This is a genomic window from Paraburkholderia sartisoli (assembly GCF_900107685.1).
GTDB classification, from domain to species: domain Bacteria; phylum Pseudomonadota; class Gammaproteobacteria; order Burkholderiales; family Burkholderiaceae; genus Paraburkholderia; species Paraburkholderia sartisoli.
Genome location: NZ_FNRQ01000012.1, coordinates 55891 through 68401, shown reverse-complemented (window position 1 = coordinate 68401; position 12511 = coordinate 55891). Strand labels below are relative to the sequence as shown.

10 protein-coding genes are annotated in these 12511 nt (G+C 65.1%); 4 read left to right on the top strand and 6 right to left on the bottom strand.

The window, feature by feature from the left end; all coding sequences use genetic code 11:
* The first annotated feature begins 5 nt into the window (after positions 1 to 5).
* Both BLV45_RS25270 and hutC (BLV45_RS25265) read left to right on the top strand, forming a co-directional pair.
* Positions 6 to 1634, top strand: coding sequence for an HAL/PAL/TAL family ammonia-lyase (locus BLV45_RS25270; RefSeq protein WP_090537786.1), 1629 nt, complete (start codon positions 6 to 8; stop codon positions 1632 to 1634).
* Between the two features lie 161 nt (positions 1635 to 1795).
* Positions 1796 to 2488: a histidine utilization repressor gene (gene hutC, locus BLV45_RS25265; RefSeq protein WP_090537862.1), complete on the top strand. Its 693-nt coding sequence runs from the start codon at positions 1796 to 1798 to the stop codon at positions 2486 to 2488.
* A gap of 27 nt (positions 2489 to 2515) precedes the next feature.
* Here the strand turns inward: hutC (BLV45_RS25265) and hutC (BLV45_RS25260) are convergent, their stop codons facing one another.
* The 5 genes from hutC (BLV45_RS25260) to BLV45_RS25240 form a co-directional block, all read right to left on the bottom strand.
* Positions 2516 to 3295, bottom strand: a complete 780-nt coding sequence (gene hutC, locus BLV45_RS25260) for a histidine utilization repressor (protein WP_090537784.1) — start codon at positions 3293 to 3295, stop codon at positions 2516 to 2518.
* Positions 3292 to 4161 (bottom strand): amino acid ABC transporter ATP-binding protein, encoded by an 870-nt coding sequence (locus tag BLV45_RS25255; RefSeq protein WP_090537782.1) that lies wholly within the window; start codon positions 4159 to 4161, stop codon positions 3292 to 3294. Before BLV45_RS25255 ends, hutC (BLV45_RS25260) begins: the two co-directional genes overlap by 4 nt.
* 26 nt (positions 4162 to 4187) lie before the next feature.
* Positions 4188 to 4850 carry an amino acid ABC transporter permease gene (locus tag BLV45_RS25250; RefSeq protein ID WP_090537780.1) on the bottom strand — a complete coding sequence of 221 codons (663 nt, stop codon included), beginning with the start codon at positions 4848 to 4850 and terminating at the stop codon, positions 4188 to 4190.
* A 10-nt stretch (positions 4851 to 4860) separates the two neighbouring features.
* Positions 4861 to 5511 (bottom strand): amino acid ABC transporter permease, encoded by a 651-nt coding sequence (locus BLV45_RS25245; RefSeq protein ID WP_090537778.1) that lies wholly within the window; start codon positions 5509 to 5511, stop codon positions 4861 to 4863.
* 99 nt (positions 5512 to 5610) lie between these two features.
* Positions 5611 to 6441 carry a transporter substrate-binding domain-containing protein gene (locus tag BLV45_RS25240; RefSeq protein WP_090537775.1) on the bottom strand — a complete coding sequence of 277 codons (831 nt, stop codon included), beginning with the start codon at positions 6439 to 6441 and terminating at the stop codon, positions 5611 to 5613.
* A 256-nt stretch (positions 6442 to 6697) separates the two neighbouring features.
* On the opposite strand from BLV45_RS25240, the gene BLV45_RS25235 reads away from it, so the two are divergent.
* Together BLV45_RS25235 and BLV45_RS25230 are read left to right on the top strand one after the other, a co-directional pair.
* Positions 6698 to 7684, top strand: a complete 987-nt coding sequence (locus BLV45_RS25235; protein WP_090537773.1) for an isopenicillin N synthase family dioxygenase — start codon at positions 6698 to 6700, stop codon at positions 7682 to 7684.
* Positions 7681 to 9084 (top strand): FAD-binding oxidoreductase, encoded by a 1404-nt coding sequence (locus BLV45_RS25230; protein ID WP_090537771.1) that lies wholly within the window; start codon positions 7681 to 7683, stop codon positions 9082 to 9084. Before BLV45_RS25235 ends, BLV45_RS25230 begins: the two co-directional genes overlap by 4 nt.
* 33 nt (positions 9085 to 9117) lie before the next feature.
* Here the strand turns inward: BLV45_RS25230 and BLV45_RS25225 are convergent, their stop codons facing one another.
* Positions 9118 to 12489 (bottom strand): alpha/beta fold hydrolase, encoded by a 3372-nt coding sequence (locus tag BLV45_RS25225; protein ID WP_090537769.1) that lies wholly within the window; start codon positions 12487 to 12489, stop codon positions 9118 to 9120.
* Between the last annotated feature and the right edge of the window lie 22 nt (positions 12490 to 12511).

Here is a 12511-nt window from a genome sequence, read left to right as displayed (position 1 = left end):
CCATCATGGCCGTGATCCGTTCCGATCGTCCTCTCGACTGGCGTCAGGTTGCCGCGATTGCTGGCGGCGAGCCACTGGCGCTCTCCGCCGGCGCGCGCGAGCGCATTGCGGCGGCGCGCGTGCTCGTCGAGCAGATCGTCGAGCGCGGAATTCGCGCGTATGGCGTGAATACCGGCGTCGGCGCGTTGTGCGACGTGATCGTTTCGCCCTCCGAGCAGCGTGTGCTGTCGCGCAATATCCTGATGAGCCACGCGGTGGGTGTGGGCGCGCCGCTCGGCGTCGCGGAAACGCGCGCGATCATCGCGGCGGCCGTCAACAATTTCGCGCACGGCCATTCCGGCATTCGCCCCGAAGTGGCCGACCAGCTCGTCGCGCTGCTCGACGGCGACTGTCTGCCTGAAGTGCCGGCCTTCGGCTCGGTCGGTTATCTGAGCCACATGGCGCACATCGCGCTGGTGTGCATCGGGGAAGGGCACGCGCGTCATCGCGGCGAACGCATCAGCGGGCGCGAGGCGCTGCGCCGTCTCGGGCGCGAACCGCTCGTGCTCGAAGCGAAAGAAGGCCTGAGCCTGATCAACGGCACGCCCTGCGTCACGGGTCTCGCCGCGCTGGCGCTCGCGCGGGCCGAACGTCTGCTCGACTGGACGGACGCCGTCGCGGCGATGAGCTTCGAGAACCTGCGCGGGCAACTCGCCGCGTTCGACGCCGATTCGCTCGCGTTGCGCGTTTCGCCGGGGCTGAACGTCGTCGGCGAGCGGATGCGCAATGCGCTTGCCGACAGCGGCATTCTCGCGGCGGTCATCGGGCAGCGCACGCAGGACCCGCTCAGCATGCGGACCATTCCCCATGTACACGGCGCGGCCCGCGACGTGCTCGTCGCCACGGCGGATGTCGTCAATCGCGAGCTCGCCTCGATCACCGACAACCCGATCGTCGCCGGTACGCCCGAGGCGCCGCGCGTGTTTTCGCAGGCGCACGCGGTGGGCGCATCGATTGCGCTCGCCATGGACAGCCTTGCCACTGCGATCGCGCAGGTCGCGGCGATGGCCGAGCGTCGCCTCGACCGGCTCGTCAATCCGCTTGTCAGCGGCCTGCCCGCGTTTCTCGCGGAGCCGGGCGGCACGTGCTCCGGCTTCATGATCGCGCAGTACACGGCGGCCTCGCTCGTCGCGCAGAACCGGCGGCTCGCGGCGCCCGCGAGTCTCGATGGCGGCATTACGTCGGGGCTGCAGGAGGACCATCTGTGTCACGCGACGCCGGCCGCGCTGAAGGCGCTGGAGATCGTCGACAACGCGGGCCGTATTGTCGCGATCGAACTACTGGCCGCGGCGCAGGCCTACGACCTGCAAACCATCGACGCCGCCCGCGCGCCGCATACCGACGCACTGTGGCGCCGGGTGCGCAGCCTCGTGCCGGCGTACCGCGACGACCGTCCGCTTGCCGACGACATGGCCGCCGCGTTCCACCTGATCGCCGAGGCGGCGCCACCGCTTTTCCCGACACCTGGCCGGCCCGCCACGCCGCCGGCGGACGACGCTGCGCGTACACCGCTTGCCAGCAATTCGAACATCGCCCCATCGGACGCTGCTAACATCGCGGCGAACGATCCTCATTCGATGGCTGGCGCCGGCTGATCGAGCCAGATGAGCGAGCCAGACGAGCTGGATTGACCCGGTGGCGGCCCAACCGGCCCGCCCGCCGGCACTTGCGTACAACCCACGAGGTCGACGTGAATCTGAACGAAAGCACAGAACTAAAAGAACACCGGACGGACAGCGCGCCTGCGGCCGTATCGATGAAGGCGCTGCCTGCCTATGAGCAGATCAAGCGTTACGTGGTGAAGCGCATCTCGGAGGGCGTGTGGAAGCCGGGCGGGCTGATTCCGTCCGAAACCGAGCTGGTGAAGGAATTCGGCGTCGCGCGCATGACGGTTTCGCGCGCGCTGCGCGAACTCACCACCGAGCGTGTGCTGACGCGCGTGCAGGGCTCGGGCACCTTCGTCGCGCCGCAGCGCTACGAGTCGACCGTGCTGGAGATCCGCAGTATCGCCGACGAGATCGCCGCGCGCGGCCACCATCACACGGCGCGCCTCCTGACACTTGAGCCAAGCGACGATCCGCTTTCGCTCGAGGCGCTCGGGCTCGACACGGGCCCCGCGTTTCATTCGTGCATCGTACACGCCGAGGAGGGCGAGCCGATCCAGTACGAAGACCGCTTCGTGAACCCGAAGGTGTTCCCGGCGTATCTCGAACAGGACTTCACGCTCGAAACGCCGAATCACTACATGGTGCGCGTCGCGCCGATCCAGCGGGCCGAGTTTCGCATCTACGCGCAGAAGCCGGACGCCAACGTGCGGCGTCATCTGATGATGGACATCGGCGAGCCGTGCCTGATGCTGTGGCGCAGGACGTGGGTCGGCGACGATGTCGCGACGTCGGTGCGCCTGTGGCACCCGGCTTCGCGTTTCCACCTGGCCGGGCACGTGTGACGTCTTTGAACCCGCTTATCCCCGCTTTTATCCTTGATGTAACGACGTATCGGGTGCGAACCGGCAACCCAACCGGTAACGCGACCCTGGATGCACGAAGCGTGCGTACGTGACCGCGACACCACTCGTCCACGTGCGTCGCACGAGCGTCAGGCACGGCTCTTCCAGCGCGATTTTGAGCAACCCGGCTTCGGCGCGCGTCGGCAGTCCGGCGTCGACGATATGTTCGATGTCGTGTGCGGGAACTGTCGCGTACAGATATTCCGAAGGCCGGATGGCGGAGAAGTCCTGCTGGATGAAGTCGGGCGCGGTCGCCGGGTTGACGTAGCGGTCTTCGAGCTGCACCGGCAGGCCGTTCTCGCGATGCACGCAGATCACATGAAACACCGACGCGCCCGGCGCGAGCCCGAGCGCGTTCGATACGCCGGCCGGCGCGGTCTCGCGTTGCGTGAGCAGCGTGTCGCAGGTGTAGTCGTGGCCGCGCGAGCGGATTTCGTCGCCGATGTGCGCGATCATGAGAAGCGTGGACTGCGGCTTCGTTTCGGCGACGAACGTGCCGACGCCGGACACACGGGTGAGCAACCCTTCGCTTGTGAGTTCGCGCAGCGCGCGATTGACCGTCATCCGCGAAACGCCGAGTGACGCGACGAGATCGAGTTCAGACGGAATGCGGTCGCCCGGCTGGCGCGCGCCGGATTCGATCGTGTCGCGGATATGGCGCTTCACCTGTTCGTAGCGCGTGGCCGTGGCGCGCGCGGCGTTTGCGCTGCCGCTTCCACTTCCGCTACGCGAGGCGCCGCTGCTCACGCGGGTTCTCCATCGGCGCTGCTTTGCGTCCAGAACGCGTTGCGGTCGATGTAGTTCTGCAGGAACTGCCGCAGGCGCGGTTGCCGGGCATCGTGGAATACGTCGCGCGGATTGCCCTCGACGGCAATGCGGCCCTCATCGATAAACACAACCTTGTCCGCCACCTGCGCGGCGAAGCCCATTTCATGCGTGACAACCGCCATCGTCATGCCGTCGCGCGCGAGCTGTTTCATCACCTGCAGTACTTCGCCGACGAGTTCCGGATCGAGCGCGGAAGTCGGCTCGTCGAACAGCATGATGTGCGGCTCCATCGCGAGCGCGCGCGCAATCGCGACGCGCTGCTGCTGGCCGCCGGAAAGCTTCGCCGGATACGCGTCGCCCTTGTGCGCGAGACCGACCGTGTCGAGCATCGCGAGCGCACGCGTGCGGGCGACGTCGCCCGACAGGTTGCGCACGCGCCGCAGCGCTTCCATGACGTTGCCGAGCGCCGTCATGTGCGGCCACAGGTTGAACTGCTGGAACACCATGCCGACGTTGCGCCGCACGCGATTGATGTCGCCCTGCGAAGCGCGCACGCGTTTGCCGTTGCGCTCGCTGTAGCCGAGCAGTTCGCCCTCGATGCGCACGTCGCCCTGATCGTAGGTTTCGAGCGCGGCGAGACAGCGCAGCAACGTGCTCTTGCCCGAACCCGACGGCCCGATGATGCAGACCACTTCGGATTTTCCGATGTCGAGGTTGACCCCGCGCAGCACTTCGTTTTCACCGAAGCGCTTGCGCAGGTCGCGCACTTCGATGAGCGGCGCGGAGGCGGCGCGTGACGAACCGGACGAAGAAAGAGAAGAGGGCATGTCGGTCATTGCATTCATATGGACGTCCGGTGTCGTGCCAGGTTTCATGCCATGAAGCGGGAGAGACGGTGCTCGGCCCACATGCCCGCGCGCGACGTCAGCTCGACCAGCGCGAGATAGCAGACGCACAGCACCAGCAGCGTTTCGACGAACGCGAACGTGGCCGAACCGATGCCGGTCAGCACGAACGTGAGTTCGGGCACGGTGACGATCGACAGCACGGCGGTTTCCTTGCTGAGCACGATGATCAGATTCGTGAGCGCGGGCACGATCAGCACGAGCATTTGCGGCACCTGGATGCGCACGACCGTTTGCCAGCGCGAAAGCCCGAGGCATGACGCCGCTTCGAGATGGCCACGCGGAATGGACTGAAAGCCGGAGCGGAAAGCCTCCGCGAAATAGGCGCTTCCGTAAAGACCCAGGCCGAGCACGCCGGCGGTCATCGGTTCGAGCGTGAGACCGAACGACGGGCCGCCGTAATAGAGCAGAAACAGTTGCACGAGAAACGGCGTGCCGCGAAAGAGTTCGATATACGCGCGCAGCACGCCACGCATCCAGCGTCCGCCAAAGAGTTGCAGGACCGCGATCACGAATCCGAGCGCGAGACCGATCAGCACGCCCGCGAGCCACGTGCCGAGCGTCGTGAGGAGCCCGGCTGCGATCGGCTGGAGATTGTGCGTGATGACGGTGGGATCGAACTGTTGCATCGCGATGGCCTCAGGCGTTCTGCAAACGGTGTTCGGCGGCGTGCGCGACGAGCGACAGTACACCGCAGATCACGAAGTAGATGAGCCCCGCGGCGACGTACGCTTCGAGCGGCCGGTACGTGCTGGCGGCGATATTCTGCGCCGTGCGCGTGATTTCGGCGACGCCGACCACCGAGATCAGCGAAGACGCCTTGATGAGCAGCACCATTTCATTCACGAGCGAAGGCAGCGTCAGGCGGAACGCCTGCGGTACCTGAATACGCCGCAGCATGTCGAGCGGCGACAGGCCGAGCATGCGCGCGGCTTCGATCTGTCCGGGCGGAATGCTGAGAAAGCCGCCGCGCAGGATCTCCGCGATATACGAGGCCGAACAGAGCGAGACTGTGCTGATCGCGGCGACGAGCGGCGACACGTTGATACCCACGAACGGCAGCAGGTAATAGACGAGCAGCAACTGCACCAGCATCGGGACGCCGCGAAAGAAAAACACGTAGGCGCCGCCGACCATGCGTGCGGCGCGATGCGCGGAGAGCCGCGCCGAGCACACGCCCACGGCGACAAAGAAGCCGATCAGAAGTCCGGTCAGCGAGATGCCGACGGTGGCGAGCGCCGCATGAAGCAGCAGCGGCAGGCCCTGTGCGAAGACGGTTGGGCTGAACATGGCACCTGCAGGCGAAGTCGGTTTGCGCGATGCGTGCCGTGCCGCTCAAGTGGCTCAAGCGGCTCAAGCTGGACACGCACCGCGCATTGCATCAGCGCATCAGTAGTTCGGCGTGGGCATCGTGGTCGGCGCATCCATGGCGACGCCGAACCACTTCTTCTGCAGCGCGGTGAGACGGCCGTCGCCGTGCATCTTCACGAGCGCCGCGTTGAACGCATCGGCGAGCGACTTGCTGTCGGCATCCTTGCGCAGGCAATACGCGAAGTACACCTTCGCGCCGAACGGCGGCATCACGACGGCGAACGCTTCCGGACGCTGCTTCGCGACGTACGCGATGTTCGTCATCGAGTTCGCGACCGCCGCGATACGGCCGGCGGCGAGATCGGCGTAAGCCTGGTTGTTGTCGACGTATTCGCGGATTTCAGGCGGCTTGGGCAGCGTTGCCACATAGGCCTTCAGCTGGTCGAGCTGCGCCGAGCCCTTGCCCGCGCCGACGGTCTTGCCGGCGATATCGGACGACTGCTTGAGGCCCGTGTCGTTCGCGCGCTTGAGGAGCGCGTCGGTGGCGTCAGCGATGGGCAGGGTATACGTGTAGCGTTCCATGCGCGCCTTCGTCACCGTCAGCGGGCCGCCGACCATGTCGAACTTGCCGGCTTCGAGGCCAGGCAGCACGCTCGGCCACGGCAGGTCGATGAAGCGGACCTTCACGCCGAGTTCCTTGCCGACTTCCGCGAACAGGTCTTTGTTGAAGCCTGCCTGCTGGCCGTTCTCGAGAAAATCGAACGGCGCGAACTGCATTTCCGTGCCGACGACGAGTTCGCCGGCCTTCTTCACTTTCGCGAGTTGATCGTCCGCATACGCGCTGCCGACGCTCGCGGCACACAACGTCAACGCCATCAGACGACACTTCCAGCCTGCAAGGATGCTCATGAGATTCTCCAGTGGGCAAAGCGGTGTCGCGCGAATGAGGGTCGACGCGAGCCATTCGAGGCAGTATATACCGCAGTTTTGGCGCGAAAAAAATAAAGCGCATGTTGACGTCAGCTGTCTGATCATTGGGTGCTGCCCGGCGTTGCACGGCACCTTGCGAAGACGCTTTTGGCGGTATATACAACGATGGAGCCACGATGTCTTTTCCCGCCTGTGCGTGAGGCCCATGCGCGCAGGACCTGCACGGAGCGTTGCGATGCCACCTGTCACCCGCATTCCGATCATCGACCTTGCTGGCCTGCACGGCGGTGAGAATCCGCAGGCGCTCGCGCGCGTGGGCCGCGAGATTTACGACGCCTGCACGACGATCGGCTTCTTCTACGTCGTGAATCACGGTGTGCCGCAGTCGGCGATCGATGCAGCGGAACACGCCGCGCGCACGTTCTTCGCGTTTCCCGTCGAAACGAAGCGGCGTGCCGCGGTGAACCAGCGTCATCGTGGTTTCAATGCGCTCGGCGACGCCACGATGTATCAGGCGAAACGGCCTGACTACAAGGAGTTTTTCAGCGTCGGGCTGGAGTTGCCGGAGGACGATCCCGATGTGCGCGCGGGCCAGGCGTTGCGCGGCCCGAACAACTGGCCGGACTTCATGCCCGAACTGCGTCCCGCGCTGTACGGCTATTACGAGGCGGTGGCCCCATGCGGCGCCGACCTGCTGCGCGCGGTGGCGGCCGGTCTCGGGATCGACGAGGATTTTTTTGCGTCGCGCTATACGAAGCGGATGCAGCGCACGCAGATGGTGTACTACCCACCGCAGCCGCCGCAGTCCGACGCCGACCAGTTCGGAGTTGCCCCGCACACCGACTACGGTTGCATCACGCTGTTGTGGCAGGATCAGGTGGGCGGCCTGCAGGTGCGCGAAATCGCGAACGACACCTGGGTCGATGCGCCGCCGGTTCCGGGCAGCTTCGTCGTCAATGTCGGCGACCTGCTCGCGCGCTGGACCAACGACCGCTTTCGCTCGACGCTGCATCGCGTGATCAACGCGTCGGGTCGCGAGCGCTATTCGATCGCGACGTTCTATGATCCGACCTATGACGCGCGGGTCGATCCGCGCGATCTGGGTGTGAGCGAAGCGGAACGGCGTTATGAACCCGTCGCGGCCGGCGATTACATCCTTGGGCGCATCAACGATTCGATGGGCTACCGGAAAAAACACGCAACCCAGGGAACAACGGCATGACGATGGAACACGGCGCGGCGCTGGCGGCAACGCTCAACGCACTGCGCGAGGCAATCGGCGACGACGCGGTGCGCACCGGCGACGAAATCGGCGAGCGGTCGATGACCGACTACACGCGCCACGCGCCGATGCGTCCCGCCGCGCTGCTGTTGCCGCGCACGACGCAGCAGGTGGCGCGCGCGCTGATGATCTGCAACGACGCGCATCAAGGCGTCGTGCCGCAAGGGGGCATGACGGGACTGGCGGGCGGCGCGATTCCCCGAGCAACCGATATCGCGATCTCGCTCGATCGCATGAGCGGCGTCGAGGACATCGACGTCGCCTCGGCGACGATGTCCGTATGCGCCGGCACTACGTTGCAGGTCGCGCAGGATGCCGCGGGGCAGGCGGGTTTCGAGCTGACGCTCGATCTCGGCGCGCGCGGTTCATGCCAGATCGGCGGCAACCTCGCGACGAACGCAGGCGGCAATCGCGTGATCCAGTCGGGCACCGCGCGCGAGCAGGTGCTGGGGCTCGAAGCCGTGCTGGCAACCGGCGCGGTGCTGACATCGATGAGCCGGATGGTCAAGAACAACACGGGCTACGACCTCAAGCATCTTTTCATCGGCTCGGAGGGCACGCTTGGCATCATCACGCGCGCGGTGCTGAAGCTGCATCCGCCGCGTGCGTCGCGTCATACGGCGCTCGTCGCGCTCGATGGCTACGATGCGGCGGTCGACCTGCTGCGCCGTCTGTCGAAGCGATTCGGTAACGATATCGGTGCGTTCGAAATCATGTGGCCGGACTTCTTCGACTTTGGCGTCGCGCTTACCGCCGAAGCGCGTTCGCCGTTTGCGCAGCCCCATCCGCTTTACGCGCTGATCGAACACGCAAGTTTCGATGCCGCCGACGACGGCGAGCGCTTCGCATCCGCGCTTGGCGATGCGCTGGAATCGCGTGCGATCCGCGACGCGGTGATCGCGCAATCGGTCGCCGACGCGCGCGCGTTGTGGGCGATCCGCGAATGCACGGCGGAGTTTCCATCGAAGCTCGATCCGGTGAATTTCGACGTGAGCCTTTCGATTGGCGAGATCGGCCGCTTTGTCGACCGGTGTCGTGCCGCGCTCGATCAAAAGTGGCCGGGCAACCGTTCATATTTCTTTGGCCATATCGGCGATTCGAACCTGCATGTAACCGTCGACGGTCATTCGGTGCCGGGCGTCGGACATCATGCGATCTACGCGTTCGTCTACGAGATGCTGGGGCCGCTGAACGGCTCGGTGTCGGCGGAACATGGCGTCGGGCTTCTCAAGCGCGAGTTTCTGCCGATCTCGCGCTCGCCAGAGGAGCTTGCGGCGATGCGCGCGATCAAGCATGCACTCGACCCGAACGGCATCCTGAATCCGGGCAAACTGCTTTAGACGCGAGCGCCGCTCGCGCATTGAACACTTCATTCAATGCGCGAGCAGATGCCTTGCAATCACCGGATAGACATCGATCGCGGCCCGCTTGCCGAATATGCAGTCGATGTGCCCGTATCCGTTGATGATGTGGCGCTCGAAGTTATCCGGCCCGAACCGCTCGACCAGCAGGTTGTACGTTTTCTCCGTGCTCTCAGGCAGATAAACGCGGTTTTCCGAGCCATGGATGAACGCGACCGGCAGATTCATGCCGGCGATATTCGGCATGTAGATATCGTCGCCATCGGCGCTGACGAGATGTCCCTTGCGGATCATTCCGGCCAGCTGGTCGAAGAGTTCCACGTCGTGTACGCCGAACAGTTCCTGCAGGTTCGAATGCAGCAGATCGTCGAGTTGCGCGTGTTCGTAAAGCAGCCCATACAGGAACGTCGCGCGATGGCACACCGCGTTCGTACACTCTTCATCGTCTTCCACCGGATAGAACTTCAGCGCGTCGTCGACCAGATTCTTCGGCCACGTGTCGCGTTGCGTGTACGCGGTCATGTCCTTGATACCGATGCGCTTGAGCATGTCGGGCAGGTGCAGGCCCGCCTTGATTCGCGCGGGCAGCGGTGGCACGAGATGCGCGGAGACCTGCGAGAGCACCACGGAGCGCACGCCCTTCAATCCCGAAAGCAGCGACATCGTGCAGGCCACGGCGCCAAAGCAGTGCGCGAAGATCTGGATGCTGTCCGCGCCCGACAGCTCGCGCACTTTCGCGACGGCTGCAGGAATATCGTAGCGCGCGACGGCGTCGGCGGTCGTCGGGTCGGGCGCACTCGGCAGCTCGATGCTCACGCGCAGATCGACGAGCCAGACGTCGTGCTGCGTGGCGCACAGGAACTCGACGAGATTGGTATCGATGAGGTCCGTCGAATAGATGCGGCTCGACACGCCGGAACCGTGAACCAGCAGCACGGGTCCCTTGTTGCCGCCGTGAAAGCGCGTGAGCCGCAGCGTCTTGCCGTCTTCGGTGTTGAAGAACGAAACCTGCGGCACCGGCGCGCGCAAGGCCCGCTTCACGCGCGGCGTGGCGTCAGGGTCGAAATACTGCAACGGCGCCGCGACGCCGCCATATTCGTTGAACAGCACGCCGCTGAAGAACTTGCCGAACTTCACCGCCCATGCGAGCCGCGTTTCGGCGTCGGGTGCGTTGGTGATGTCGTAGGTGCGCGACTGCTTCAGGAAATTTTCGAACGTGATGATGAGTGTCGCCGTTCCGGTCACGGGCGCGTCTTCGTCGGACGATTCGCGCATCTGGCCGTAGAGTGTGTTGGTCTGCGTCCACAGTTCGAGCAGCGACGTGTGCGTGATGATTTTCTGGCCGAAGAAGTAGTACGTTTTGCCTTCGACGGATTCGAGCGTCATCCGGTAATTCATGTCGCGCCGGTCGACATTGTCCTTGTCGACGACGAAGAGGTTGAAGCGTCCCTCGCTGATCGTGAGCGGTTGCGCCGACAATGCAGCGCACGTCATCGTGCCGGCCATGCCCGCCTGATGCTGCGGATTCTTCATCATGTCGTCGAGATCGTCCGACTTGATGGTCGCCGTGAACTGCATCTTGATGGCATCCTTCGCGCCAGTGGGCGTGTAGTCGCCGATCATCGTTTCGGTGAAGCGGATGCCGACCTTTGGTTGCGGCGGCGGCGCGGATGTGCCCGCCGATTCATAGTCGATGTTCCAGCCCTGTGACGCGGCCAGCTGCGCGCAGTTGCGCTCGGCCAGCGCGGAAATCGTCAGCAGTGGATTGACGCCGAGCGACATCGGCATCACGGCGCCATCCATCACGTAGAGCCCGTCGTGTACCGCGTTGCCCGCCGCGCCGCTGAACACGCGGCCGGCCTGATCGACGACGCCGTTCGCGGCATCCTCGGCCATGCTGCATCCGCCGAGCGGATGCACGGTGACGAGCCGGTCCTTGAACGCGTCGAGCGAGATCGGGTTGCGCACATATTCGCCACCCAGCGCGACGGTCGCGCCTTCGAGCGATTTTTCGACGGTCGCGTAGATCGGCTGCTTGCCCGCGTTCGGCCAGCTGATGCGCGGCCGGCCGTCTTCGACCGAAATCTCGCCGCTTTCGTCGTCGTGGGCCATCACGAGATACGTCTGCGTGTTGCGCATCGCGCCGTGATAGGGCCCGCGCAGCACACTTTCGATAATGCGCGCCTCGCTGTCGAGCGGGCCTTCGCCGGGCAGATCCGGCACGTCCACGCCAGCGGCCGGCGCCGTGACGCCGAGCACGCCCATCATCATGCCGCCGATCGGCGCCGCGAGCGATCCTTCCTCGATCACGAAGCCATCCTTCACGTTGGGCGTGTCGCGATGATCGATGATGCCGCAGATCGTCGGGCCCACCGGCGGGATGTCGCCCGGCTTGTGCGTGCCCCAGCCGACGCCGTTGATTTCCGTGTCGGTGTTGAACGCGAACGCGAGGACGTCGCCATTGCCGGTGAAATGATGACCGAGTTGCGGCGACACGTTGAGCCCCGCCTGCTTCGAGCGCAACAGAATCGCGCTTGAGCCGATCGTGCCGGCCGACAGGATCACGTGATCGGCGAGCACGAAGAGATCGGGTGCGTCGTAGATTTCCCGGCCGACGTCGACCACCTGGTAGCGCACCCTCCATTTCTGCGTGGCGGCATCGCGCACGACGGAATGCACGGCCGCGCCCGTGAAGATCTGCGCGCCGTGCGCGACGGCATCGGGCAGATAGTTCATGTGCGTCGAATTCTTTGCTTCGTGATTGCAGCCGGAATTGCAGTCGCCACAGCCGATGCATCGCTCCTGATGCACGCCGGCCGCGTTGGGTCCGGTCGTGAACGTGACGGTGACCGGCGGCCGGTAAAAGCGGTTTTCCATGCCGAGCGCCTTCGCCGACAGTTCGAGCGCATCGAGTTTCGGCAGACGCGGATAGTCCGGCGGCACCGGCGACGGGCTCAGCATGGCGACGGCACGGGCGTACCCCTTGTCGAGACCGTCCTTGTCGTTGCGCACCGCGACGGGCCAGCGCGGATCGTCCCACAGACGCGGGTCGGGGTGCAGCGCGACGTTCGCATTGATGAGCGACGTGCCGCCAAGCCCGCAGCCGACCACCGCGTTCACTTCGGCGTTGAGGTGTACCTCCAGCAGCGCGAGCGGCGAGCCGATCTGTTTGAACGCGGTGTTGTACTGAACCTGCCCGATCCCTTCGAGGGGCGTCGCCGGAAACTCGCCCGCCATGAATTCACGTCCGCGCTCGAGCAGGCACACCTTGCGGTTCGCCCGCGCCATGCGGCTCGCGGCAATGGCGCCGCCGTAACCGGACCCGACGACAACGACCTCGTAATGCGGCTCTATCGCGGCAATGGAGCTGGACAAGCGGTTCATACGATCACCTCGCATGCACGTA